Here is a 26,877-nt window from a genome sequence, read left to right on the forward strand (position 1 = left end):
AAGTATGATATAATTACGTGGGTGATTGATATGAGTTATACGTTAAAAGACATTGCTAAACAAGCCAATGTATCCATAACTGCTGTTTCATTGGTTTTAAATGATAAGCCTTGCAGAATTTCCGATGAAAAAAAAGAACTGATTAAACAAATTGCAAAAGAAAATAACTATACTCCTAATATAAATGCAAGAAGTCTAGTTACTAAAGAAACCAAAACCTTTGGGCTTATTATTCCTGATATAGAAAATATATTTTTCTCCAGGCTTACGAAATCTATTGAAAGTTACTGCAGGCAAGCTGGATATACTCTTATCATTGTGAATTCTAACGATGAATATGAGCAGGATTTGTATTTAATTGACTTGCTTCTGTCCAGAGGTATTGATGGTTTATTTATCACTTTTTCTACTTCGGCATATAAGCATGAAGAAGAATTATGTGCTAAATTAAGCGAGTTAACAATTCCATATGTTTTAATAGATAGATTTTTCAATGACTTTGATTGTAATAAGGTGTACTTTGACAATACACTAGGAGCTTACCTGGCAACAAAATATTTAATTGAGCAAGGTCACAAAAGAATTTCTTGCGTTGTACATTCTATTAATTCTCATAGTTTAGCTTTTAGATTCGATGGTTATAAAAAAGCTATGCAGGAATATGGTCTTGAAATAAAAGATGATTATATAATCAAAGGAAATTATCATATTGAAAGCGGATATGACGCTGGAGATATAATAATGAGAAATAATACAACCGCTGTATTTGTAGCTAACGACATGATGACACTTGGTCTACTCAAGCGCCTAAAGGAAGAGGGGGTACGGGTTCCTGAAGATTTGTCAATTGTGAGCTATGATAATACCTTAAATGATTTTATAATAACTCTGCAGCTAACTTCTATTGAACAAAATATTGCAAACTTAGGAAAAAAAGCTTCCGATGTTATGATTAATCTTGTTCAAAATAAACAATCTGATTTTGCTAATATTTGTCTGGAGCCTAAATTAGTAATAAATAATAGTGTAAGAAATATTGTTTATTAAATGAATATTTTACGGACATAATACAAAACACTCCAAAGTCTATAGGATTAACCATAGACCTTGGAGTGTTTTTTCTTTGCAGGTTAGAATTGCTAGCCAAATAATTTTGCAAATAAACTTTTAATAAAAGAAGCTAGCTTGCTGAAAAACCCCTGTGCTTCCTCACTGCTTAAAACACCCTTTAACTGATTTGAAACCTGTGTTAACTGGTCTTTTATATCTGAGAAATTTAAATTGAGCCCATTTATCTTGTTCATTAGCTCTGTTATTTTATCAATATCTTCACTGCTCAATTTTAAATTATAGTTCCTTACTTCCTTTTCAACTATCTTTTTTATTGCTTCTTTATCTTTAGGCTTATCCTTGATTACCTGCGTTTTTATATCGTTTATAACCTTAGAAGCCTTGTCTTTTCCTATTTTATCTCCTAATTCTGCCGTAGTAGTAAGCTCCTGATTAGCAGTTTTCTTTTTATCTTCATCAATTTTGGCTCCCTTACTGCTGTTTTCGAAACCTTTTATAATGCCAGTAAGCGCAGCTGTACCAGATACCTTAAATGGTGCTGATACTTTTACATTAGCATTATTTATCCCTGCTGTAATAAGAGCATTTTTTATCATATTGCTATCTACCCAATATACATTGTTAACAGACACATTTAGCCCACCACTGGAGGTTGGCTCCACGTATGAGGAGGATATGGACTTTGTTCCAATCTTGTCACTACTTACTGAATCGGATAGGTACTTTCTCTCCTCGTCAATATTAACCTCGATTACATTTGCAGTCTTTTCATCAACTCCAAAATATTTAAGCATATCCTTCTTTTGCTGATCAGTTAGGTCTTTTCCTATAGTTACAACTTTATAAGCATCAGCATAAACCGCCTTTGCAGGAACATACATAACTAGCGCCGCGGTCATAAAGCCTACTAATATTCTATTTAATATTCTCTTACTTTTCATAGGTTAACCATCCTTTTTTAAGTTATTTCACAAGACGATTATAAGTTAAACTAAGTATTAACACAACATGTTAAATTATACTGACTCTATCTTCTGCACTGCTCCACAAATTTTACAAACAGCTCCTTCTGAGCAGCATGCTTTTTCCACAAATCCTCAGGATGCCACTGAACTCCTACGGTAAAACAATCTTTGCTGTACTCAATGCTTTCAACAGTGCCGTCCTCAGCCCAAGAGGTTGCCTCAAAGTCAGGAGCAATGTCCTTTACTGCTTGGTGATGAAAGGAATTAACATATGTCTTTTCAGCCTTATATATGTGACTCAAAAGGGAGCCTTTCTTTATAGATATTTCATGAGTAACATGCCAGCGAGGAGCACTTTGTGAATGCTTTATAAGCTGCTTGTCCTTTAGCTGTTCATGAATGTCTTGGTAAATTGTTCCTCCTAAAGCTATATTAATACATTGAATACCTCTACAAATTCCCAGCATTGGCTTTTTACTTTGAAAGGCCTTTTTAATAAGCCCTAGCTCCATAAAATCTCTATAAGGAGAAACCTCACCGTTGCAAGGCATGGTACTTTCTCCATAATAAAATGGGTCAACGTCTGGTCCTCCTGTAATCATAACTCCTTCACAGCTATCAATATAGGCATCAAATAAATCTTCTCTTTCAGAAATTGGAACCAACAAAGGTGCAGCTCCTGCCTCTGCTAAAGCTTCACAATATAAATTTTTAATTTGTGATGTGTCTCTATTATAATCATAGTCTACAGTTATAAGGATTATAGGCTTTTTTGCTTTCAATCAAATTACCTCCTACACAAACATATACTGCTAAAGTTATATGAGACATTCTGTTTGATTAGTACTTGTACTTTTTTGCCTAGTACTATATTTAATATTTGCTTAAAAAATCCTGCAGCTCATTTTTTAAATCTAATGCATCAACGGAGATTCCCCCACCACCAGTATCTGCAAATACAAGTATCCTGCAGCCATCTCTCTTCATTCCCTCAAGCCAGTATTCCAAAAACTCATATAAATCAATAGTTTCTATTTGAGTTTCCTTCCACTGATTTTCTTGGCAGTACTTAGCAAATTCATAAGAGGGCCACAAGGGCATGGTAATCCTACCCTCGTTATCCTTAGCGGTAATCCATCCATTTTTATCTTTTAAACCGCAAACATGCTCTGATTCAACTAACTTATTAAAAAAATACTTATATTTTTTGTTCTCAGTTAGGCAAAATATTTCTTCTACTTCGCTGTAATTCATAGTTTACTCCTTAGTATTGTATTTTCCAGCTGACAATTTAAAATCAGCTTTTATAAGAAAAATATTAGAGGGCATAGACTTTACTATCCCTGCATTTTTAATTTAACATACTATCTTGATTTCATGAAAAGAAGATATCTTGATATCGCGATATCAAGATGGATTTATAGGAGATAAGATTATTTATTTATATATTTATAAGAATATGTAGTCTCCTCTAAGTGCCGCTTACGCGCTCTCCTCTTCATCATCTTCTAACCCTGGTAAATTAATAGTAAATGTTGTCCCTAAACCTTCAGTACTGTGGATATCAATCCAGCCGCCCTGCTGCTTTACTAAATCGTAACAGACACTTAATCCAAGCCCCGTACCACTTTGTTTTGTTGTGAAGAAAGGAGTCCCAATCTTCTCCAAAGTTTCTTTGCTCATTCCCTTACCATTATCAGAAATCTTAATATAGATATTATTATTTTCTTCTATAATACCTGCTTCAATAGTTAATATTGGGTTTGATAACTCGGCCATAGCCTCAACAGCATTTTTGCACATATTTAATATAACCTGCCTAATTTGTGCTTCATCGCAAATGATATATCTTTCATCGATATCATAGATAAATTTTATATCTACCCCTCTGATTAAAGATGAGGTTTCAATAATACTTTTCACTGATTCTAAAAGGTCACAAACAGCAATTTCCTCCAAGGCTGCCTGCTTGGGTTTTGATAAACTTAAAAAATCACTTATTATTCTGTTTACTTCATCTGTATTAACATCAATCTTAGTTGCATATTCAATAACTTTGCTCTGATCCGACGTAGCCATAATTAACTGACCGCATCCTTTTATTGTAGTTAAAAAATTTCTAGTTTCATGGACAATGGCTGCCCCCATCTGTCCTAATAAGGCCAGCTTTTCCTGATGGAGAGTTTTTTCTTGCTGTTCTCTTAGGTCTGTTATATCAGTTATAACTGAAATCCTGCCTATAGGATTGCCGTATACATTCAAAATATCGGACCTGCGTACAATTACTGATTTTTTAATGCCAATAAAATTAGTAAACATTCCTTCAAAATGTTCTTCATGAATGTCATTTTCAGTTTGGTCTGTGTATACTTCTTTGTAAATATAATTTACTAACTTATATAATTTCATCATATTCATTCCAATCAGCCTATCACTTGATAATCCAATCAACTCCTCATAGGATTTGTTTACAGAAACTATATTATAGTTGTTATCAATAATAACTGAAGGGTTTTGCATTGAGTTTAAAATAGTGTGCGTTTGAATATGGAGAGTATTAATATCCTGTTCTTTTTCTATATCCTTAATTATAAGCATCATTCCATCTTCAATTATTTGGGATTCAACCTGAAGCTTAATATTTTTGTCATCCTTTCTAAGGAAAGTTTCAATAGAATTTTTAGTTTCTTTATTTTTCTCTACAACGCTTAATATATTAGTATTCTTAAATATGTTACTAATTTCATTATTGCTTAACCCAATTATTTCTTCTCTTTTACAGCCAAATAAATTTTCAAATTGCTTATTGGCAAAATCTAATTTAAGATTACTATCAAAGGTTTTTATACCAATTGGAATTGCATCAAGTATATCTGTAAGCCTTTTCTTTGACTTGTCAAGCTCCTCGTAGGTATAGTTTATACTTCCTTGAAAAATACTTTTATATAGAAAATAGCAATACAATATTCTAAACACATGTGCATACTCTATTAAAGCTGAAGTACGAGTTTTATATAACATAACACATATTTCTGTTGGTATAATAAATATGAGAGCAATGGATAAGTATTTATAGGATACATACCCTCTCTCTTTGATTTTTCCCTTATGCCTTAATAAGCTAATTATAGCCAGAGCGATTATTATTAGTTCAAGAATAATTTTTATAGAGGTTAACCCATTGTCATTGTAAAGTAGCGGAAACAAAGCATCATAGTTGATAACTATGTATGATGCCGCTACAGGTAAAAATAGAAAAATGATTAAAATTAGTCTTTTATCTAGCTTAATTTTTTTATTTCTGAAATTTAGGGAAGCAATAAAAATCATTATAATTTCTGTAAGCCTGCCTAACACCCAAAACTTAATGGATAAATCACTGCTGCTAGCACTAGAAACACCTAAAGAATTAAGATTATAAATATGTAAAGTATCATATATGGAGGTAGTTAGCAATCCAAATGCGATAAGTCTGCTGCTTAACGGACTGCTATCATATTTATTCCAAACCACAAAAAATAAAGACATGTTAAAAACTATACATATTAAATCTAGAGCTGCATGGACAGCTCCACTATTCACTCTCCACAAAGATCTGTCAATAAGAAATCCAATTCCTATTCCAATCACCATTGTTTTTAAAAAGATAATATAGAACTTATCTTCTTTTACGAGGTTATAATATTTTTTAGCATGTTTATACATGGATATGTCCTCCTTTAGACGGTCCCTATGATCCAAACTTTTATGCATTTTTAATTATAATAAATAAATAAAAATCTAAAATATATCCTCCTTGTTCAGACTAGTTCCACAAAAAGACATAATCAAACACCGATTAAATATTTCCGATATTTTCCATATATTATACCAATATTCTAATTAATTATCAACAATTTTCAACATTTTATCCACAGAATTATTCACAATTAATGTTGATAAGTTAATAGTTGAACTTAAAATCTTATATCTCTATTCCCTTTTGCAGTTTGCTCATTAAAAATTATACTATTATTAGCAATAATTATTACAGTATGGTATTATTAACTAGCTTCAGCATCAGTATTAACATATTTAAAATATATGGTTTTAAATTCAACTATTAACTTATACATGTCCTAAAAAGGCTTAAAGCTGCCTGTTTAATGACATGTATAAGTTTAGTTTCATAGTTAAAACCCTATATAGTGCATTGAGCATGTATTAATTTAACTTTTAAAATGGAACCCTATAACAAGGGAGGTATAAGATAATGAATTTTAACCAATTAGGAATTAACGAAGATATAGTAAAAATATTGAAAAATAGCGGCATTACTGAGCCTACACCAGTTCAGGAAAAAAGCATCAGCCTTATAAAAGAAGGAAAAGATGTTATAGTAGAATCTCAAACAGGAACAGGAAAAACGCTGGCATTCTTGCTTCCGATTTTTGAAAATCTCTCATCCAAAGTAGACGCAGTTCAAGCCCTGATTTTAACTCCTACAAGAGAGCTTGCCCTTCAGATAACTGAAGAAGCCCTAAAGCTTAAACCAGCTAAGGATATCAATATTTTAGCTGCATACGGAGGCAAGGATGTGGGGTCTCAGCTAAAAAAACTAAAAACAGGCATTCATCTTATCATCGCAACACCAGGAAGACTTCTGGATCATCTAGAAAGAAAATCTATAGATTTAAGCAGATTAAAGACCTTTGTACTAGACGAAGCAGATCAGATGCTTTTAATGGGTTTTAAGAACGAGGTGGAGTCAATTATGAAAGAAACCTCTAAAAAGCGTCAAACCCTTTGTTTCTCTGCAACCATAAATTCAGATGTAAAAAGATTAGCCTACAGATATATGAAAGATCCAGCAACAGTAGCTATCCGTAAGGAGGAAGTAACTCTTGAAGCCATTAAGCAGCAGGTAGTAGAAACTACAGACAGAAGAAAACAAGATGCTTTGTGCACTGTGCTAGATCAAGACAATCCATATATGGCTATAATCTTCTGCAGAACTAAAAGAAGAGCAGACGATCTAGAGGTTGCACTATATAAACGAGGCTATAACTGCGAAAAGCTGCATAGCGACATCCTTCAATCAAAACGTGAAAGAATAATGAAAGCCTTTAAAAAAGGTGATTTTCAATACTTAATAGCAACGGATGTGGCTGCTAGAGGCCTTGACATAAGCGGTGTGAGCCATATATATAACTATGACATACCTGAAAGCGTAGAAAGCTATATACATCGTATTGGCAGAACGGGAAGAGCTGGAGAGGAAGGCTACACCTGCCTATTTATTGATCCGAAGGATAGCTTACGACTTGACGAAATAGAAAAGGCTATTAAATTCAAAATACCAAGAAGGGACTTAGGTGAAGAAAAGCATGGCTACAAATAGAAGTGTACCGGGAAATTTTAATTACAATAATATAGAGAAAAAAGACAAAAACTTTATGTACAAAAACCTAGAAAGAAGCAATTGCTATAACTGCGACTTTTCAGGCTCAATTTTTGATTTTGTGAGCTTTAGAGGAGCACATTTTAAATCTACCAATTTTTATAGGTGCAGCTTTACATATGCAGAATTTATTGGAACAAACTTAAAGGACAGCGACTTTAAAAGTGCAGTTATTGAAAATGCTGTTTTTGATTCTGTAAAGCTTGAAGGTGCTAATTTTAAGGATGCAAAGTTTATAAACACTATATTCTTATCTACTGATATTAGCAAAGCTAAGAATTTAGATACTAATACTCCTGGCATTAGAATTTTTGAGGAAATGCCTAAATTAGAAATCAGCGAAGAGCTAAGGACAGCCGTTTTAACAGCTATGGAAAACAAATACGTAAAGAAAGCACGAGTTCTAGATACAAAAGATGGAGGTCTTAATACATTAAATATTATGCTTCTATTGGAGAACTTTACGGAAGAAACAATAATTGAGGGACTGAAGCTAATTGTAGAAAAGATAGATAGAGAATTCTACACTCTGAGCTATATAATAAAGTTTTTGAAGAGCATGTAGAAAATATAAACTTACACATTTAGGCAAATTATTTGTATATTCCTTCTCAATAGTATATGATTAAAGGATATGGCAACCAGAAGGTACTTATTGGTTTCCCATTGAGAGGGTGAAACAATATGGAATTAGTTCAACCTATAAAGGACATGAACTTAATAAACAAGCTAAAAGAGGACTTATTTAAAAAAGGACAAAAAGACTATTTACTATTTGATATAGCCATAAATACAGGCTTAAAGCTTATAGATATAATTAATCTTACTGTTTGGGATGTTAAAAATAAATCCCAAATTGCAATAAAGGAAGGCAAAACCAATAAACCATTGAACTATAAAATATCTCTTGAAATTCAAGATGAAATTGAAAAGTTTATATTGGGAATGTCGGCGGGAGAATTATTATTTCCACTGAAAAAAGGTGGAAAGAAACCTATAACGACAAAGCAAGCCTATAAATCCCTAAATGAAACGGGCAAAAAGCTTGGTTTAGATGATATTGGCACTCATACACTTAGAAAGACCTTTGGGTATCACCATTATAAAAAGTATGAGGATATAGCTTTGCTGCAAAATATATTTAATCACTCAACTCCTGATATGACTCTTAGATATATTGGAGTTGCTGATATTGAAGATATGACCATAGAGGATTTCTTTCAATAATGAATACATTGAGAGCGTACATAAGCTTTGTTATGTACGCTCTCGTTTTTAATTAAATATAATTTATCTTTTCTAGCTGTCCAAATATTGATAAATATCCATAGGGATTCTGTCTATGATTTCTCTTTCAATTATATAATGAATGTAATTTCCATCTCTCTTCTTGCGAAGAATTCCTGCCTCGTACATAAGCTTCAGATGCTTTGACACTCCTGCCTCTGTTATGCCTAAATCCTTTGCTATGGCTTGGGTGCTGTTAATTTTCTTATATATGCATCTTAGTATTTTAAGTCTTGTCTCATCTCCTAAAGCCTTCATTGTAATAAATAAATCCAGGGGCACTTCCTCGGCAGTTTTCTCTAGGTTCACTCTTATAGTAAGCTGAATGCTCTGACCATCATCTACATCTATAAGCATATGCGGGTCAATAAAGCTGCTTATAGCTATATATATTTTGTTTATAGAGTCAAAGGGCACAGTAAACAAAGTATACTTATGGAAAAGAAAAGCCTTGTTAGTAACTTCAATTCTAGTATGAATTTTGGGGACATACTCCTTTATGCCTATATCCTCGCATAGGGCCGCCTCCTTTTTAAGCTTTCTAACAAGTAGAGGTTCAATAAACCTAAGCTCCCTTTCAAAATAAAGATAATAATATTTTTTTAGGCAGGCAATAAACCTCCTCTTAAACCCCTCAGGGTTGTTAAAAATTCTCGCCTGCACTTCGCTTATTTTTGTAGAATCACCTTTATAGGAAGCTTTATTAATACACCTTCCAATCTCTTCTCTGCTTAAATTTCCTCTTAACATTGCGAAAATAAAATCCACATTATCCATTTCGGCTATACAGTCCAGTGAAGCAATAACATCCAGGTCATTCACTCCATAGATAACCTTTTTAAAATCCATAGCTGTGAGCCACTCGTAATAATTGCTTCCAAAGTACATTATTTCCTCATATAGTTCTGGGTCCATTCTTTCTCGAATTTCTCTATACCAATTAAGCCTGCTTAAATGATGCTCAGGCTTTGCTATAACATGAAGACTGCAGAGCATTTCAAAGTAAGGTGAATATATAAATTCCACCTGCCAGTTAGATTCATTGTATTCATAAAGCTTCATAGACATCTTCCTTTTGCAAATTGCACTTTTAGAATTATTATAACATACCTCTGCTAAAACAAAGACATGCTCCCTGTTTTCTTTGCATGAGCCTCACCTATCTTAAGAAAGAAGATAGTTAAGGACAGCATTATAATTCCTATAAGGACGCTTGATAGAATAAAGTATCTTAAAGCATAAATACTTTCTGAGTTTAATAAAGCTCTTCTTAAAAACTCTGCAGCATAGGTTAAAGGAAAAACACAGCTTATGCCTTTTGCCCATAATGGGAATACAGCTGTTGGAACTTTAACTCCAGCAAAGATTTCCATAGGCTCCTCAAGTATTGTAAAAAGAAATCCCGAATCTCTGGAATACAAAAATAGTGAATTTAAAAACATTCCCCATAGCAAGGAAAGTACTATTACAAGCAAAGTTCCAAGTAGAGTTGAAACTATGTTAGCATTAAAAGCTTTTCCCTTTAGGATTAAAATAACTCCAGAAAAAACTACAAAAAGCCACACACTTTCAAACACAGAGGAAATAGCGTTGCCAAGTACAAAAGCAAGCCTGTTTCCTGGAGTCAGATAAATAAGTTCAAGAGTGCCAAAAATTCTCTCTGAGGAAAATCTCCAGGCTGATTGAACAAGAGATCTGAAAAAGCTCATGGAAACATAGCCTATAAGTACAAATAAAATAACATTTGAGCTGTTTAGGTAGGATATATGGTTTCTTATCCTGTCCATATTAAAAGGCTTGTAGCCGTAATAGGTTGATAAAAATACAAGCATAGGCCATAGGAATAAGGAAATATATATTGATTTATTATGAAAATAGTTTTTGTGCTGCTTCACCATTTCAGCTTTTACAACCTTAAAAAAATATCTCATGGTTAAGCCCCCTCTGCATTCCTTTTTTGTACGCAAGGATTATTAATCCTTACGCCCTTTGACAGCTTAATAATAGCGTCCTCTAGCCTTGGCTCTTTTGTATAGAAGCTCTTTATAGGCATTTTGTGCTTTATTAATAGACTTGCGATTTCATTGCTTAAGTCTTCCTTTGATTTAAAGGTATAAAGCATATTCTTCTCGTCTATTTCTATATTGCAGCCCTCAATATTTCCGCATATCTTAAAGATTTCTTCATTGAGATTATTATTAATGATATAGGTTTCCATGCAAAGCACCTTTTCTTCCATTCCCATTAAGGCAAGTTTCTTTGGTGTACCTTCTGCAATTATAAGGCCTTTGTCCATGATATAAATATATTCACAAAGTTCTTCAACCTCTGGCATATAGTGTGAGGTTAGAAGTATGGATTTTCCTTCGGCATAGGCTATTCTCTTTACATGTTCCCTAAGCTCCTTTGCAATAGCAGCATCAAGCCCTAAGGTTGGCTCATCCATAAAAATATAGCTTGGATTATTTATTAAACCTCTGGCTATTTGAAGTCTTTGCTTCATACCCTTTGAATACCTTTCAACAGGAATATGCTGACTTTCCTCAAGTCCAACCAGCTCCATCAAGTAGTCAATTCTCCTGTCAAGCTCCTTGTATTCAAGGTTATAAAGCTGCCCATAATACCAAAGATTTTCTCTTCCCGTAAGCCTCCAATAAATCATTCTCTCTCCGCCGGCTACCATGTTTATTTTCTTCTTTACCACTGTAGAGTTTTTCACTGCATCTATGCCATCTACAGTAATTTTTCCTTCTGTGGGTGTTAGAAGAGTCGAAAGCATCTTTATAGTTGTGGTTTTTCCTGCTCCATTTATCCCTAGAAGGCCAACGATTTGCCCTTCGTTTATCTTAAAATTAATCCCCTTTACTGCTTCTACAGTATTTTTGTCAGCTTTAAAGAACCCCTTTTTAGTTTTTTGTATATAAACTTTTTTTAGATTTTCCGCAATTAACATTAACTTTTCCCTCCTGTATTCCTAATGTGCACGCAACAATTATTAATTGTTGCGCCCCTATGCAAATATTTTTTCTAGTACTATTTTTTCTACCCTTTTAAGCAGCACAAAGCCTAAAATGCAATATATTGTGCTTATAAATATAAGATATAAGAATGAGTTTGCCTGTCCTAATATTCCCATTCCTCTTATAGTGCTGTTTCTCATAATTTCAAAGGAAGTAGTCACCGGTATAAACGTTCCTAGATATCTAAGAGGCACTGGCAGATACTCAACTGGGAAGGTAACCCCACAGACTAAAAACATAAGTGCAAACAGGGTGTTTTGAGATATATAGGTGTCTCTAAAATAAAGCATTATTACTGCAAGTACTAAAGATAATGAAAAATAAGCAAACATTGAAGTTATAAAGCCTAGAATAAAAGAAAGCAGATTAACCTGGGAAAAATTCGCTCCAAAGAATAGACTTATAATCACCATAACCATGATTTCAAGGCTTGTGGTTATAGTCTGCTGAAGCATGTTGCCGCAAAGGTATTGAACTCTGTTAAATGGTGCAATCATCAAGCTATCCAGGGTACCTTCCCTCAATTCTGTTATAAGACTTCTGCTAACGTTAAGGCAGGTTCTTACAGCAAACAGATAAAGAGCAGTACCAACTATGACATAGCTCATATAATCTCCTGTCCCTGAGTAAGCTTTAAAGCTGGCATCGAGATTCCCCTTAAACAAAAGCTGATACATGAAATAAGCTGAAAGCACTGTGTAGATGCCTGTTAGTGTGTTTCCAATGAAGAAATCCTTTGGATAGGCTCTCAGCTGCATAATGAAGTTTCTTTTAAAGGTTGCCTTTAGGATTTTGAAATTCATTATAATTCCCCCTTTTCAATTTGATTAGCTGTTTGGTTAACCAAAAGTATCCTTATTTTAGGTCAGGGGTATTATAAAGAGGGGGGTGGTATTTGTCAATAAGGATAAAAATAAAAAGCATGCTAATTTTAAAGCATACTTTTTGTTTTGGATTATGTTTAATAATAGTGTTAAAATCACGCATGTTCTTTGATATCTAGAAAAACTTTCACAGCACATATATGACTAATGATTATTTTCATTAAAATAAGGCTAGCAACGGAAGGTACTATTTATTACAATTTATTTTCACGGATCTGTTCAGAGGGTGACATTCCCATATACTTCTTATAAGTCTTGCAAAAATAAGACAGATTGTTAAAACCAGTGGCATCAGCACATTCACCTACATTATACTTGGCTGATACCAACAGTATCCTGGCATAGCTGCACCGAAGAGAATTAATATAATCCACTACAGTTTTTCCGGTAATTTCCTTAAACTCACGACAAAAATAGTATTTGCTATAGCCGATATTATGACAGATTTCATCTATTGATAATTTCTCTGTATAGTGCTTTCTTATATAGCTGATTGATGCCTTAATTCTTTCAATCTTATTTTCGCCTTTTCTCCTTTCTTCCAGAACATTTCCACGTACTGCATAATTTCGACACATATGTACCAATAAATGTATAATAGTTGATTTTACAGCAGTTTTATAATACTGACGCTCATTAAGCATTTCTTGAATAATTACATCAAAATACTCTCTTGCAAGGCTATCATTTATTATATTTTTCAAGATAATATCACTAATAAAAAGGTCAAAGCTGTCGGTGAACGACTTGTCAACTATCAGGCAATAATACCTGCACTTTGGAGTAATCGGCTTAATCCAGTGAAGATTGTTTAAGTTAACTACTGCAATATCACCTGTATTGGCAGTATGCTGTTTGGCATCACAGGCTACTATTGCACTGCCCTCAATAAAGTACAGCAGTTCAAGATTCTCGTGCCAGTGCATTTGAAAATCACTGCCGTTTTGTGTTAAAGTATCTAAATGGAATATAAATGGAAATTCCAAATCTTCATGAACATGATTCTCGTAAAAAGCATGCAAGCGCCCACCCCCTTAGTGAAAAAAAGCAATATAATGTTAATTCAAGGCAAAATGTTTCCTATACATTTATTACTAACATTATATAATTAAAATAGTTGATGGTCAATTTAACCAAATTTAACAGCAATCTTTTTAGTATATTTCATATTTAAAAAGACCTTAACAAAAATATAATTTAAGGGAGATTTTATCATGTCCAATTTTTCAATCGGCGTCATTTTGGAATCGTTTAGAACCGACATTCCCTCTGCAATAAAAAAAGCTGCAGAGGTTGGTGCACAAGGCATTCAAGTGTATTCTACCTATGGAGAAATGTCTCCTGATAATCTGACAGCGGCTAAGAAAAAAGAATTTGTTGATATTATCAAATCCCATGGACTTACAATAGCAGCTCTTTGCGGAGACCTTGGCCATGGCTTTGGAAATGCTGAGAAAAATCCGCATTTAATTGAGCAGTCAAAGAAAATTCTTCACCTTGCTAAAGAATTAGGCACCGATGTTGTTACTACGCATATAGGAGTTATTCCACAGGATTCAGATCACGACAGGTACAAAATTATGCAGGAAGCTTGCTTTGAGCTTGCCAGTTATGCAGACAGCCTTCAAGCACACTTTGCTGTTGAGACAGGTCCTGAAACTGCTGCAGTACTAAAAGGCTTTCTTGACAGCCTAAACTCAAAGGGTGTTGCAGTAAATCTGGACCCTGCAAACCTTGTAATGGTAACAGGTGATGACCCTGTAGCTGCAGTTTATACCCTTAAGGATTATATTGTTCATACTCATGCAAAGGATGGCAGACGTCTTTTGGTAAAGGATCCGGAGATTATATACGGCATTATTGAAGATGAAATTAAATCCGGTCAAGCCTTTATTGAACTGCCTCTGGGCAAAGGGGATGTGGACTTTAAAAACTATTTAAAAGCCCTTGATGAAATTGGATACAAGGGTTTCCTAACAATCGAACGTGAAGTTGGAGACAAACCTGAAGCTGATATCAAGCTTGCTGTAGATTTTTTAAAAGCTCATATGAGATAAATATATAAAGTAACAGGAGTGAAAAGCATGGATAAGAAGATTAAAATAGGTATTATAGGGACAGGAAGTATATCCAATACTCATTTGCAGGCATACAGTAAAAACCCTAATGTTGAACTTTATGCCTTTTGTGATATCAATGAAGAACGCTTAAAGACTATGGCTGAAAAGTATGGAGTTACAAGAACCTTTACTGATATGCATGAAATGTTAAAGCTTGAAGAAATTGATGCAGTCAGCGTATGCACCTGGAACTCACAGCATGCCCCTTGCACCATCGCAGCACTTAACGCTGGCAAGCACGTATTATGTGAAAAACCAATGGCTACCTCTGCAAAAGAGGCTAGAGAAATGAATGCCGCTGCTGAAAAAAATGGCAAGCTTTTAATGATTGGTTTTGTTAGACGCTTCGGTAATGACTGTGCAATTCTGCAGGATTTTATAGACAATGGTTATTTCGGCGATTTATATTATGCCAAAGCTACCTACTTAAGAAGAAAAGGGAATCCTGGAGGATGGTTTGGTGATAAGTCCCGCTCAGGAGGAGGTCCATTAATCGACCTTGGAGTACACGTTATCGATTTGGTAAGGTATTTGTTTGGAAATCCGAAGCCTGTATCTGTTTATGGCGCTACCTTTCAAAAGTTATTTGACAGAAAGGATGTTAAGGACTCTATAGGCTACTCTGCCGCTTCAAAAACTGACAATGACATTTGTGATGTTGAGGATTTAGCTAGTGCTATGATCCGCTTTGACAACGGTGCAGTACTTCACATAGAAGCAAGCTTCAGTTTGAACCTGAAAAAAGATGAAGGCAAGATTGAATTGTTTGGTACCAAAGCAGGTGCCAAGCTGGATCCATCTCTTGAAATATACTCGAATATAAATAATTATATGTCCAATGTTCAGTTATGCACCAAAACTGATCTGGATTTTAACGGCCTGTTTGAAAAAGAAATCAATCACTTCGTCTCCTGCGTAAAGGATGGAATAACTTGCATGGCCCCTGCTCAGGATGGAATTGAGCTTATGACCATACTTGATGCAGTTTATGAATCCGCAAGGACTGGGCATGAAGTAGTTATTAATAATTAAAGAATGACGGAGGTATTCAGTTAATGAAAGTTTCAGTAAGTACCTACAGCTACATTCAGCTTATAAACAAAGGTGTTTTAACACAGCTTGACTGTATAAGTAAAGCAAAAGAAATGGGCTTTGATGCCATAGAAATTGAAAGCATTCGCCCACATGATGATTCTTCTCCCATGGAATATGCAAAAAAGCTTCGTGATGAGGCTGCGCTATTGAATATGCCTATATCTAGCTTTACCTTTGGTGCAGATTTCCTCACAGGCAGCAACGGTGATGTAAATGCAGAGATTTCAAGAGTAAAAGGAATGATAGATATAGCAGAGGCTTTAGGGGCAAAAATTGTGAGACACGATGCAACTTACGGCTATCCGCAAAACTTAAGAAAATATAGGGGTTTTGAGGATGCACTTCCGATACTTGCAGATGCCTGCCGCCAAGTAACAGAGTATGCCGCTGCTAAAGGTATAAGGACAACAGTTGAAAATCATGGTTTCTTCAGCCAGGACAGCGAAAGAGTTGAAAAACTTGTGAACGCTGTGGCTCATGAAAACTTTGGCTTACTTGTAGATATGGGCAACTTCCTGTGCGCAGACGAAGACCCAGCCATAGCCGTTGGCAGAGTTGCTCCTTACGCCTTTTATGCCCACGCAAAGGATTTCCATGTAAAAAGCTGTATGGGACCAAATCCCGGTCAAGGCTTCTTCAAATCAAGAAATGGAAATTACCTAAGAGGTGCCATCATCGGCCATGGTGATGTTCCTGTACGCCATTGCCTTACTGCATTAAAGAAAGCAGGCTACGACAGCTATATTGCAATTGAATTTGAGGGCATGGAAGAACCAATAATGGCTTTGTCAATTGGACTTGAAAACTTGAGGAGATACCTTACTGAGATAGAATAATTTAAATGTTGCAGCAGAGATTGACATTAACTCTGACAATCTCTGCTACTCGATTAAATTTATCACAGTTAGGACAGTTATATATTATTGGTTTTATCAAAAGCCAATAATATGCAACTGTCCTTTCTTTTTTATAATTCCCTCTCGTATACTTTGATTAGCTATTTAGTTAACCAAAAGAGCCCATATATTGGAGCACGGGTATTATAAAGAGGTGCTTGTATATTGTCAATAAGGTATAAGAGATTTTTGTAAATTAATATGTTTATCATGCCAAAATAACCAATATACTACTCTATACTGTTTGCCTAATTATTGTAAAATGATATAATATTTGTATTGGAAAGGATGCAACAATTATTAATTCTTACGTACAAGAAAGGAATACAAGGGGGGAATTAACTTTGATAATGAAAAATCTAGATCAATATTCAAGCTTTATATCTCAATATACTGAGCTTAGGATTCAGGAGAATAGCTCTCTTAACATAACCTTCCTAAACGGAAATTTGGTTGGCAATGCTAAGAATATTACCAATGGTATAAGCGCCAGAGCTTATAAGAATGGCTCCTGGGGTTTTGCCTCAAGCAGTGAAGCTTCTGAAGAAGCTATAAAGGCTGTTATTAAGTCAGCTAGCGAAAATGCAGTTTTTCTAGACTCAAGGGAAAAAAGGAACAAGCCTTTCTTTAACAGAACTGCCGGCTCCTTTGAAAAGAACTTAGGCACACAAAAAAGTAGATTATTACAACAAGAGATTATGAATTTCATAAGGGAAGTTGATACATATATAGCTTCCAAGTATCCAAATCTAAGCGAGAGAGTTGTTAGCTTACGTTGTCTTGATATGGAGAGATCTCTTATAACCTCAGATGGCGCTCACCTATACACTCTTCTACCTCGTACAAACTTTATAGTTAGTATGACTGTAGACAAGAATGGAGAGCCTATAAGCCTTTATGAGGTTTTTGGAGGCCTGGGCCAATTTGAAGATGTATTCCTTTCTCCTAAGGATTTATACAATAAAATTGACATCCTATATGAGCATTTAATTGATAAAAGTGAAGGTGTATATGCTGAGGCTGGATTAAAAGAGTGTGTGCTTCATGCAAATCTTGCAGGAATTCTTGCCCATGAAGCTATAGGTCATACTACTGAAGCAGATTTAGTACTTGGTGGCTCTGTAGCAGGAAGCAATCTAAATAAGCAAGTGGCAAGCCCATTGATTAGTCTTGTAGACTATGCTCATACCTACGAGGGAAATATATGTCCTGTCCCTATATTCATGGATGATGAAGGGGTAACGGCAGAGGATGTTGTTATAATAGAGAACGGCATACTTAAGGGATTTATGCACAATAAAGAAACTGCCAGACACTTTGGAGATATTCCAAAAGGCAATGCAAGAGCTTTCCAGTTTAATGATGAGCCGCTTATAAGAATGAGAAACACTGCGATTCTTCCCGGAAAGAGCAAGCTTTCGGATATGATTGCATCTATAGAAGATGGTTATTACCTTATGAGTACAAACAATGGCCAGGCTGATACTACCAGCGAGTTTATGTTTGGAATTGTATTAGGCTATGAAATAAAAAACGGCAAGCTTGGAAGAGCTATAAAGGATACCACAATCTCGGGAATCGCCTTCGATGTATTAAAGAGCGTAACTATGGTATCTGATGATATGATTTGGCTAAATGGTGGAATGTGCGGCAAGAAGCAACCTATAACTGTAGGTATGGGCGGACCTGCCCTTAAGTGCAAAGTTAATATAGGGGGTAGATAAAATGCATGATAGAGAAATAGTAAACTACTGTCTAAACTCTCTTAAAAATAATGGAGCTGATAAAGCTCAATGTCTTCTACACAAAAATAAAAAATATGAAATGAATGTAGAAAGCGGAGCAATCTCACTGCTTCGTACAACCTTGGATACTTCCTTAAGCCTTACAGTAATCAAAGATAATAAAAAAGGTATCATTTCAATAAATAAAACTGATGAAGAATCTATAAAGGCAGCTATTAAAAACGTTTTTGAATTATGTTTAAACTCAGATGCTGATGAGGCTTATGATATAGCTCCTTATCAAGCTTCAAAGGAATTTTCTACAGGAGACAGCGAGCCTGACATGGATAGAATGTATAGCCTTTTAAAAGGATATATTGCAGCTGTTAAAGAAGCTTATCCAGTTATAAATCTTATGGATACCACTATGTCCTTTGATGCTGGCGTTATGTATTTAGTCAACTCCAACGGCGTGGATTTTAAAGAGAGCAAAGGTATATACAACTTCGGATCAATGTTTGCTGCAAAAGAAGGTGACAAGAGTTCCTCCTTTAATTACAGCGGTGCTTCAATGCTTAAGCTAGAAAAAGACTTGATGGACTGCGCGAGTGTCAAGACTCTTTTAAAGCAGTCTGTAGAGCAACTAAATACAGAGGTTTTAGAAGGAAAGTTCCAGGGAGATATTATCATAACTCCGGACTGCCTCAGCGATTTGATTAATGAATATATTGATATTTTCCTCAGTGATGGTTCTTTAATATCTGGAACAAGCATACTTAAAGATAAACTAAACGAAAAGGTTGCAAGTGAATTACTCTCAATCTATTCAAGGCCTGTTTCAAAAGAAATAAGCGATGGCTATCATGTAACTGGAGACGGCTTTGAAGCTGAAAATATAGCAATAATCGAAAAAGGAATTCTAAAGAGCTTTATGCTTAGCCAGTATGGAGCAAAGAAAACAAACCGAGAAAGAGCAAAGAATGCTGGACAATGTTATGTCATAGATCCTGGAACAGAGAACTTTACTGATATCATTAAAGGTGTTGAAAAAGGTATAGTGCTTTCAAGGTTCTCAGGAGGGCAGCCAAGCTCCAATGGCGACTTCTCAGGAGTTGCCAAGAACAGCTATTATATCGAAAATGGAGAAATCAAATACCCTATAAGTGAAACAATGGTTTCCGGAAATCTCTATGAGGCTTTCAATAATATAAAAGGAATTTCAAAAGAAAGAATAGACAATGGTTACACTATACTGCCATATGTCTGTATTTCAGGTGCAACAATTTCAGGGAAATAAAAGTATATTAACACCTATAAAAAAGCAGATAGATTTGTAATTTGCAAACCTATCTGCATCTTTAATTAAGTTGATATATAAATAAATTTATTCAGCAATCATAAAAACTATAGAAGTCTCGTCCTATATTTCATACCATCTAATTTCATTAGCCTGCATATCTAATGAAAAGCTCTTTCCATCTCCAGTATAAACTACAGTTGACTGAGGCTCATAGGTGTTATTAACAACACAATATTTGCCGTTATCTACATAAGCATGTACTTCTATATTGAAGTTTGTGCTGAACCATTTTTTAAGGTTTGCTTCATCATGAGTACTCCATAGAATGCTTCGATATAAGATACGGCTATTTTCAAAGCTATATGGAAGGCCGCTTATATATACTCCTCTTCCCTTGCCAAACTCTGTCACTGCCATTTGAACTTCCTTTTCTCTTTGGCAAAGTATGTTGGTTCCTTCTAAAGCATAGATATTCTTTTTACCTTCTCCAAAATCTACAGCCTTAGTGCAGTCTTCTAAAATAAAATGATTCTTATGTTCTTCCCAGTTGTACTTATCGTAGTTAAGAGTAAATCCATTTTCTTTTTCTATGCCTAATACGCTTCTTAGCTGTATAAAACGGCCTTGATGCTGGTGACCACTAGGCTCTCCAACTCCTATAAAGCCTCCGCCGTTATAAACAAATCTGTTTATAGAAGCTACGATATCAGCATCTTCCCATACATTTCCTCCTGTATGAGCTGTATCAGCATCGCCTACATTAATAACTACATCTATATCATTTAGGCAGTCTGAATTTGATTTTATATCATCAAAGCTAATAAATTTCATATCAAAAGGTGCTCCTGATAAAGCTTCTATAATTCCAGCATAGCTGTAATTTTGCTTTTGATATAAAGCATGGTGAACCATATGAGCTCCCCAAGCACGCATTTTTCCCCAGCTGTTTAATACTGCTACAGTTTTTACACAATGTGGTGTGGTGCCTTTAATATTTTCATAAAGCTCACGGAACTCATTGCACACACTTTCTACATAATCTATAAACTCAGGAAAATCACAAGCAAGCTTTAGATATCCGCCATAACCTATACGATCAATTGGCTTACGTAAAATTGCTCTTCTTGCTGTAACCCAGTTTACTTTAGCTTCCTTTACAGGGTCTCCGCCTTCGTGGAAGGTATCTGGGAAGAAATAAGGAAGAAAACGTCCTTCTGTATATTTAACACCTGGTATATCACTTATTAGACGCAAAGTAGAACCATTACCTACACTACCTACTACAGCATCTAAGCCCATGCTTGTAAACTCTTCCATGAAAGGCTCTGTCCCAATCCAATGGTCACCTAAAAACATCATTGCTTCTTTTCCATATTCATGAGTGATGGCTACCATTTCTTTTACTATTTTTGCAACTTCTCTTCTTTGGAAAGCTTGGAAATCCTTGAACTCCTTACTTGGCACTCTATACTGATTATTATGATAGCCTTGGTCAATTATATATTCTGGTCTAAATTTGTAGCCTACTTCCTTTTCAAATTGCTCTAAAATATATGGACTTACGGAAGCTGAATAGCCGTACCAGTCTACAAATTTTTCTCTTGCAAGTTCATCAAAAACCAAAGTAAATTGATGGAAAAACGTAGTGTATCTAATTACATTTACATAAGGGTGGTCTTCGATAAATTTTCTAAGACGTTTCATTGTAAATTCATGTGTTTTAGGTTGTCTCACATCAAAGGTTATCTGATGTTCTACATCCTTCCAATCATTCACAACAGCATTATACATGTGAACTGGGTCCCACATAATATATGCTAGAAAGCTTACCGTATAGTCATGGAAAGGTATTGAGCTTATTACTACATTACCTTTTTTCTCATCGTATTCCCATCGGCTTGTCTCTACTGCTTCTCCCGTTGTCCTATCTATAACTTCCCACCATCGTCTATAATCTTTTGCATTAACTTCTAGCATATCTGGATATAGACCCTTCATTAGATGGATTTCAAGTTTTTCTTCCACTGCTGTGTAAAAAGGCGTCATAAGATACATCTGTTGAACTTCATCAAGATTTGCTTTTGCCCATTTGTTGTCTTTACGTGTTGTATAATAAGTGGAGTAAATTTTAGCTCCTGTATCCTTCAATTCCTGTGGAAATTCTGTTCCATCGCAATCACGAACAGCGTCAGCTCCCCATTTTTTCATTAATTCTAAAGTCTGAGGCACTACATCCATATCTGTTGGTATAGTAACTTGCCCATTTTTGTATTCTCTGCTCATATTATCCTCCTTGTTATCAGTTACACATATTTGTTTGTCGTTGTTCCAGTGTCTTGTCCCTTAAACCTGCACATCAATTACATCTGTCATAGCTTTATAGCTTGCTTATTTTCTTAAATCTAATCTACTTTATCTTTTATATGCTAATTATAAGATAGCTGAAAAACCTTTACTATAATTATGTTGCTATCATTTTTATATATCTTGCGTTTATTTATAATAAAGCAATATAATTAAATTATAATAACTATTGTGAGGTAAACCTATGTCAAGTAGTTTATTTGAATTTAAGCATAGCGACGTAAACAGAATTAACATTAAGTTTCTTTATATTTCAAAATCAAAATATGATTATGACTGGCACAGCATAATGCACACCCATTCCTTCACCGAGCTTTTTTATGTTGTAAGCGGGCGCGGCAGCTTCAGGATAGAAGATAAGATATTTACTGTAAAAGAGGATGATTTAGTTATAGTAAACCCTCACGTAGCTCACACAGAATCCTCTAAAGATTCTAGTCCCTTAGAATATATAGTTGTTGGAGTTGACGGCATATCCTTAGCTGAAGCTATTAATGAAGAGGATTTAAAAAACCACGGCTCTTTCAGCATACACAATTACAGCAGATATAGGCATGAAATGTTGTCTTATATGAACAATCTTCTCTATGAAGTTGAAAACAAAAATGAACACTACGAGGTGATATGTCAAAACCTTTTAGAAGTGTTGATTTTAAATGTAAAAAGGCGAATAAAATCCGACCTAGTAATTTCAGCTGAAAAAAAGACTACCAAGGAATGTAATTATATAAAAAACTATATAGATGTTCATTACTCCTCAGATTTAAATCTTGATTATCTAGCTTCAATTACTCATATGAGTAAATACTACTTAGTACGGGTCTTTAAAAAGTTTATGGGAGTGTCTCCTATTGAGTATCTAATCAGCAAACGAATATCCGTAGCAAAGCTTTTACTTGAAACCACTGACTACTCTATAGATCAAATCATCAAAGTCTCTGGTTTTAATAGCCAGTCCTATTTTAATCAAGTGTTTAAAGAAAGAGTAGGGATAAGTCCAACTAAATATAAAAAACAATATACTGATAAAAAAATACAGAGCTAAAAAACATAGTTCTTAAAAATATCAGAATTGCATTACAATTAAAGTATAGATAACTTTGATAAATATATGGGGGTTTTAAAGTATGCAAAATGAGATATTAGAGAAAGGTCCTCTTTTAACTGAAGAAGGTTCGCTGACTAATCCAGGCTGGGCAAGAGATTTGATACTTGACTATAAAAGAAGTGCGATTAGAGCAAATAAATTTCGCATAAAGGAGTGGGATTACTACTGCATTATAAATCATGAAACTAAAAAAGCTATTGCTCTAACTATTGCAGATAACAGCTATATGGGACTTCTCTCCGCAACCTATCTTGACTTAAATAAACCAATGCAAGTAACAAAAACTAAAATAAAAGCTTTGACTAATGGAAATTATAATATGCCCGAGACTTCAAAATCCGGAAACATCAGTGTAACTCAAGATGGCCTTTATATAAGCTTTGAAAAGGACAACACTAGCAGAATTTTGAAAGTGGACTGCCCATATTTTCATAAAGGTTTTAATTTAAAAGGCGAAATAACACTTCACCAGCCTGATGCTATGGATACGATGGTTATTGCAACTCCATTTAACAAGGATAAAAAAGCCTTTTATTATAATCATAAGATAAATTGCATGGATGCTTCTGGAGAACTTTATTTTGGGGATGAGAAAGTATTATTTGAACGCAAAAATTCCTTTGGAGTTTTAGACTGGGGAAGAGGCGTTTGGACATATTCAAACACTTGGTATTGGGGCTCTGCCTCAGGGTCCATATCCAATATCCCTTTTGGCTTTAATATTGGATATGGCTTTGGCGATAATAACAAGGCAACTGAGAATGTAGTGTTCTACGATAACAAGGCTCACAAGCTAGCAGATGTTAAATTTCATATTCCAGAGGATGATTATTTAAAACCTTGGAAATTTACAAGCAGTGATAATAGATTTGAAATGGATTTTCAACCAATCATTGATAGAAATTCAAACACAAATATACTAGTTTTAAAATCTCTTCAACATCAAATTTTTGGATTGTTTACTGGAAGAGTTGTATTAGATAACGGAGAAGAAATACAGGTTAAAAATTTTCTTGGCTTCGCAGAAAAAGTTGTAAACAAGTGGTAGAGTATCTCATAAACATATACAGTAAAGTTTAAGCAGAGCTAAAAATTGTTTGTGCTATACAAAACACCTTCAATAATTAGAATATATTTGTATCCCTCAAGTATTTATATAAAGCCTAAAAAAGGACAATGGTCTTAGATACCATTGTCCCTTTCTATATACACCTTTATGTTTTCATTTTCTTCTGCAGCCTGCTCAAATAGATTAATTATAGCTTCTCCGTAATCTTCTAGCTGCTCTAGTATAGCCTCTGGCTTACAGATAATAATTTTTTTAGGGGAAAAATCTGTTGTTAGACAATCCCACAGGGCATCCAAATTTTCACCATAATAATCAGGCAAAGCTAATTCTTGTTTTAAATAAGCATGAGTTGAAGCTTTGTTAAGCATTTTATCCCCATTTAAAAGAATTTCTTTCATTTTAGCGCCTCCCTATTAAAGCTTCTTAAAGCTTTTATAATGGTCATTAGTATAGAAAATGAGACCATCATTAGAATAAACTATTCTTTCTGCTCCTCGATAGCCACCCTTATAATTGATATCACATTCATAGTACCTACGTCCATTTGCTTTAGGCAGAAGCCCTTCAAAATTGCCATAAGTATCTCCACCAATAGACCTTTTGTCCGTTACCTTCCAAAGGTTTCCCTTTGAATTATCCCAACCCAGCTTTTCAGCTTCTTTCTTCGTAATAAAATTTGGTGGAAGCTCCTTGAACTCATGAATATAGGCAGCTACTTCATCCTTAGTTGAATAATTTTGTCCCTTCTTTACTTGAACCGCAGCTGATTCCGTTTTATTTGTTGGCTGTTCCTTTTGAGCTTCACTTACAGATGTTGACTCTTTAGGAACAGAAACATTTGTATTTGGTGTCTGCGGCTGTGTTGCTATTTTAGTTGTTTGACATCCTGATAAGGTTATTAAAAATAAAAACGTAAGTATTTTTATTAGCCAATGGCTCCATTTATTGTTTTTTTGCATTTATATTCTCCTCTCTATTGTCTTTTAACCTTTTCAGACCTTATATTAGTATGCATTTGCAATGGGTAATACAATTATAGCATGCTATAGCTACTAGACAAAGTAAGGTGCTGCAGACTATAAAATCCGCAGCACCTTCTTATATCAACTATATTCATTATTGAAATCATGGTGTTTATATTTTCTCTGCAATATTTCTTGAATAAACTATTTTCTAAAACTCAAGTCTTTCCAAAGAGTAGAGCAATGAGTTTTTTAATGTTTTAGTAAGATTCAGCAAAAAGCTTGCTGTATCCCGATTGATTTCCAGATAAATAAAGATGGGTGGTGTTGTCAAACTCTATTTCATCATCAGAAGGTGGGAAATATCCACCTGATTCCTTATCAAGTCTTAGAACATCTCCTCCAACCACTCTGGTAACCTGTGGAAGCCTATAATGCTTTTCGATAGAACCACCACTTATAATAGCATCAGCTTCTGGAACATCATCAACTAGAAGTATTCCTTCTGTTCCGTCAACTCCACCAAACTCGAAGGTTATAGCAGAGGCTTTTATGCCTTTTTTCTCTGCGCATTGAATAGTAAGCATGCCATCAACTGCAGCATTGCCTCCGCCTTCCCATGCCATAATAAGCCCGTCCGCATTTAGATACTTTGCCAGCTTTACATTGAAGTTGGCGCATCTCTCCTTATGCCAGTTGCTTGGATTATGACTGCGGCAGAATATTACTCCACGGAAATTCAAAGTTTTACCGTGACTTTTAAACAATTCCATAACTATAGGGTGATTTACATGGAGGTAAGTTGGCACCTTAAAGGCCGGCCATACATAGTTTCCGCTTACAACGCAGCCATCTAAAAGTTCATTGGGATGCAGCAATGTAGGCACAAGATTGTCGATACTTTGACCGTATAAAAATGTGTTTGCGTATGGTCCCTGATTTTGACACTGCCATACAAGAACAACGCTCGGAAGTTCTGGATTGATGTCATCAATTGTATAATAGATTTTTTCGTCTGGCAGCATATCTTTTGTCAGGGATGCTAAATAGCTAGATATCTTTATTCCAATAAGCCGTATATCATTATCATACTCTATAGATGATTTATCCTTTGTAAGCTTATATAAAATAACAAGATTAATGGTTTCACTAAAAGGCGTAAAACCAGATATAGGCCCTGACATATCCATAATAGCATCTCTCGGGTAGAGAAGCCCACTGCTTGCGCTTGACTCTTCCCAGGGCAGTGCTGCACTTTCCATAACACTAAAACCCCTGAGAAGATTTGTAGTGCCTTCCCCAACTGTAATTGGGCTTCCGAAAAAACCTGAATACTGAATACCGCTTCCTTCTATTTTATACATAGGCTGAAGAGTATCAAGAAGATGTATAATACGGGTATTTTCTCCCGGCTTCACGATTTCAAAATCAACATCCTCAACAGCCTTGAAAAGATTTCTGACATGGTCTTTTAAATCCTGCTTGCAAATAGTGAGAATACCATTTAATAGGAAGGTTCTATCTCCCCATAATACATCCTTTATATTAAAATACTGTCTTATAAGCTGCATT

Annotated in this window: 24 protein-coding genes; 11 read left to right on the forward strand and 13 right to left on the reverse strand. The window is 34.8% G+C overall.

The window, feature by feature from the left end; translation table 11 throughout:
- The first annotated feature begins 30 nt into the window (after nucleotides 1-30).
- The gene (locus NBE98_RS06780) at nucleotides 31-1,047 is read left to right on the forward strand and encodes a LacI family DNA-binding transcriptional regulator (RefSeq protein WP_250813931.1); all 1,017 of its coding nucleotides are present in this window, start codon (nucleotides 31-33) and stop codon (nucleotides 1,045-1,047) included.
- A gap of 92 nt (nucleotides 1,048-1,139) precedes the next feature.
- Here NBE98_RS06780 and NBE98_RS06785 read toward each other — a convergent pair whose 3' ends face one another.
- The 4 genes from NBE98_RS06785 to NBE98_RS06800 all read right to left on the reverse strand — a co-directional run bounded on the left by NBE98_RS06785 (nucleotide 1,140) and on the right by NBE98_RS06800 (nucleotide 5,741).
- Nucleotides 1,140-2,012, reverse strand: a complete 873-nt coding sequence (locus NBE98_RS06785) for a DUF1002 domain-containing protein (protein WP_250813933.1) — start codon at nucleotides 2,010-2,012, stop codon at nucleotides 1,140-1,142.
- Between the two features lie 86 nt (nucleotides 2,013-2,098).
- On the reverse strand, nucleotides 2,099-2,818 hold the full coding sequence (locus NBE98_RS06790; protein ID WP_250813941.1) for a gamma-glutamyl-gamma-aminobutyrate hydrolase family protein: 720 nt from the start codon (nucleotides 2,816-2,818) through the stop codon (nucleotides 2,099-2,101).
- A 91-nt stretch (nucleotides 2,819-2,909) separates the two neighbouring features.
- Nucleotides 2,910-3,290, reverse strand: a complete 381-nt coding sequence (locus NBE98_RS06795; protein WP_250813944.1) for a DUF2750 domain-containing protein — start codon at nucleotides 3,288-3,290, stop codon at nucleotides 2,910-2,912.
- A 228-nt stretch (nucleotides 3,291-3,518) separates the two neighbouring features.
- Nucleotides 3,519-5,741, reverse strand: a complete 2,223-nt coding sequence (locus NBE98_RS06800; RefSeq protein WP_250813946.1) for an MASE3 domain-containing protein — start codon at nucleotides 5,739-5,741, stop codon at nucleotides 3,519-3,521.
- A 547-nt stretch (nucleotides 5,742-6,288) separates the two neighbouring features.
- On the opposite strand from NBE98_RS06800, the gene NBE98_RS06805 reads away from it, so the two are divergent.
- The 3 genes from NBE98_RS06805 (at nucleotide 6,289) to NBE98_RS06815 (ending at nucleotide 8,703) form a co-directional block, all read left to right on the forward strand.
- Entirely contained in the window at nucleotides 6,289-7,416 is a 1,128-nt protein-coding gene (locus NBE98_RS06805) for a DEAD/DEAH box helicase (protein WP_250813948.1), read from the forward strand.
- The gene (locus tag NBE98_RS06810; RefSeq protein ID WP_250813950.1) at nucleotides 7,403-8,041 is read left to right on the forward strand and encodes a pentapeptide repeat-containing protein; all 639 of its coding nucleotides are present in this window, start codon (nucleotides 7,403-7,405) and stop codon (nucleotides 8,039-8,041) included. The genes NBE98_RS06805 and NBE98_RS06810 overlap by 14 nt, the downstream gene beginning before the upstream one ends.
- A 119-nt stretch (nucleotides 8,042-8,160) precedes the next feature.
- A complete protein-coding gene (locus NBE98_RS06815; RefSeq protein WP_250813959.1) occupies nucleotides 8,161-8,703 on the forward strand; it encodes a tyrosine-type recombinase/integrase in 543 nt (180 codons plus the stop codon).
- Between the two features lie 72 nt (nucleotides 8,704-8,775).
- On the opposite strand, the gene NBE98_RS06820 is transcribed toward NBE98_RS06815, so the two are convergent.
- The 5 genes from NBE98_RS06820 to NBE98_RS06840 all read right to left on the reverse strand — a co-directional run bounded on the left by NBE98_RS06820 (nucleotide 8,776) and on the right by NBE98_RS06840 (nucleotide 13,689).
- Nucleotides 8,776-9,825, reverse strand: coding sequence for an ArsR/SmtB family transcription factor (locus NBE98_RS06820; RefSeq protein WP_250813969.1), 1,050 nt, complete (start codon nucleotides 9,823-9,825; stop codon nucleotides 8,776-8,778).
- A 53-nt stretch (nucleotides 9,826-9,878) separates the two neighbouring features.
- Nucleotides 9,879-10,694, reverse strand: coding sequence for an ABC transporter permease (locus tag NBE98_RS06825; protein ID WP_250813971.1), 816 nt, complete (start codon nucleotides 10,692-10,694; stop codon nucleotides 9,879-9,881).
- A 2-nt stretch (nucleotides 10,695-10,696) separates the two neighbouring features.
- Nucleotides 10,697-11,716: an ABC transporter ATP-binding protein gene (locus NBE98_RS06830; RefSeq protein WP_250813973.1), complete on the reverse strand. Its 1,020-nt coding sequence runs from the start codon at nucleotides 11,714-11,716 to the stop codon at nucleotides 10,697-10,699.
- A gap of 57 nt (nucleotides 11,717-11,773) precedes the next feature.
- Nucleotides 11,774-12,586 (reverse strand): ABC transporter permease, encoded by an 813-nt coding sequence (locus tag NBE98_RS06835; protein WP_250813975.1) that lies wholly within the window; start codon nucleotides 12,584-12,586, stop codon nucleotides 11,774-11,776.
- 275 nt (nucleotides 12,587-12,861) lie between these two features.
- Nucleotides 12,862-13,689 carry an AraC family transcriptional regulator gene (locus NBE98_RS06840; RefSeq protein ID WP_250813977.1) on the reverse strand — a complete coding sequence of 276 codons (828 nt, stop codon included), beginning with the start codon at nucleotides 13,687-13,689 and terminating at the stop codon, nucleotides 12,862-12,864.
- Between the two features lie 192 nt (nucleotides 13,690-13,881).
- Between NBE98_RS06840 and NBE98_RS06845 the strand changes: the two genes are divergently transcribed.
- The 5 genes from NBE98_RS06845 (at nucleotide 13,882) to NBE98_RS06865 (ending at nucleotide 19,799) form a co-directional block, all read left to right on the forward strand.
- Nucleotides 13,882-14,724: a sugar phosphate isomerase/epimerase family protein gene (locus tag NBE98_RS06845; protein ID WP_250813979.1), complete on the forward strand. Its 843-nt coding sequence runs from the start codon at nucleotides 13,882-13,884 to the stop codon at nucleotides 14,722-14,724.
- A 27-nt stretch (nucleotides 14,725-14,751) separates the two neighbouring features.
- Nucleotides 14,752-15,819, forward strand: coding sequence for a Gfo/Idh/MocA family protein (locus tag NBE98_RS06850; protein ID WP_250813987.1), 1,068 nt, complete (start codon nucleotides 14,752-14,754; stop codon nucleotides 15,817-15,819).
- 23 nt (nucleotides 15,820-15,842) lie between these two features.
- Nucleotides 15,843-16,718, forward strand: a complete 876-nt coding sequence (locus NBE98_RS06855) for a sugar phosphate isomerase/epimerase family protein (protein ID WP_250813990.1) — start codon at nucleotides 15,843-15,845, stop codon at nucleotides 16,716-16,718.
- A gap of 410 nt (nucleotides 16,719-17,128) precedes the next feature.
- Nucleotides 17,129-18,502 (forward strand): TldD/PmbA family protein, encoded by a 1,374-nt coding sequence (locus NBE98_RS06860; protein ID WP_250817490.1) that lies wholly within the window; start codon nucleotides 17,129-17,131, stop codon nucleotides 18,500-18,502.
- Nucleotide 18,503: 1 nt separating this feature from the next.
- Complete coding sequence (locus NBE98_RS06865) at nucleotides 18,504-19,799, forward strand: TldD/PmbA family protein (RefSeq protein ID WP_250813993.1); 1,296 nt, start codon at nucleotides 18,504-18,506, stop codon at nucleotides 19,797-19,799.
- A 123-nt stretch (nucleotides 19,800-19,922) separates the two neighbouring features.
- On the opposite strand, the gene gnpA is transcribed toward NBE98_RS06865, so the two are convergent.
- On the reverse strand, nucleotides 19,923-22,085 hold the full coding sequence (gene gnpA, locus NBE98_RS06870) for a 1,3-beta-galactosyl-N-acetylhexosamine phosphorylase (RefSeq protein ID WP_250814000.1): 2,163 nt from the start codon (nucleotides 22,083-22,085) through the stop codon (nucleotides 19,923-19,925).
- A gap of 265 nt (nucleotides 22,086-22,350) precedes the next feature.
- On the opposite strand from gnpA, the gene NBE98_RS06875 reads away from it, so the two are divergent.
- Entirely contained in the window at nucleotides 22,351-23,211 is an 861-nt protein-coding gene (locus NBE98_RS06875; protein WP_250814004.1) for an AraC family transcriptional regulator, read from the forward strand.
- 82 nt (nucleotides 23,212-23,293) lie between these two features.
- Entirely contained in the window at nucleotides 23,294-24,322 is a 1,029-nt protein-coding gene (locus tag NBE98_RS06880; protein ID WP_250814006.1) for a DUF2804 domain-containing protein, read from the forward strand.
- A gap of 134 nt (nucleotides 24,323-24,456) precedes the next feature.
- On the opposite strand, the gene NBE98_RS06885 is transcribed toward NBE98_RS06880, so the two are convergent.
- The 3 genes from NBE98_RS06885 to NBE98_RS06895 form a co-directional block, all read right to left on the reverse strand.
- A complete protein-coding gene (locus NBE98_RS06885) occupies nucleotides 24,457-24,741 on the reverse strand; it encodes a barstar family protein (protein WP_250814015.1) in 285 nt (94 codons plus the stop codon).
- Nucleotides 24,742-24,756: 15 nt separating this feature from the next.
- Nucleotides 24,757-25,302: a ribonuclease domain-containing protein gene (locus NBE98_RS06890; protein ID WP_250814016.1), complete on the reverse strand. Its 546-nt coding sequence runs from the start codon at nucleotides 25,300-25,302 to the stop codon at nucleotides 24,757-24,759.
- 263 nt (nucleotides 25,303-25,565) lie between these two features.
- On the reverse strand, nucleotides 25,566-26,876 hold the full coding sequence (locus NBE98_RS06895) for a glycine/sarcosine/betaine reductase component B subunit (protein WP_250814021.1): 1,311 nt from the start codon (nucleotides 26,874-26,876) through the stop codon (nucleotides 25,566-25,568).
- Nucleotide 26,877: the final 1 nt, after the last annotated feature.

Source organism: Clostridium swellfunianum (genome assembly GCF_023656515.1).
In the GTDB taxonomy this organism is placed as follows: Bacteria; Bacillota; Clostridia; order Clostridiales; family Clostridiaceae; genus Clostridium_AT; species Clostridium_AT swellfunianum.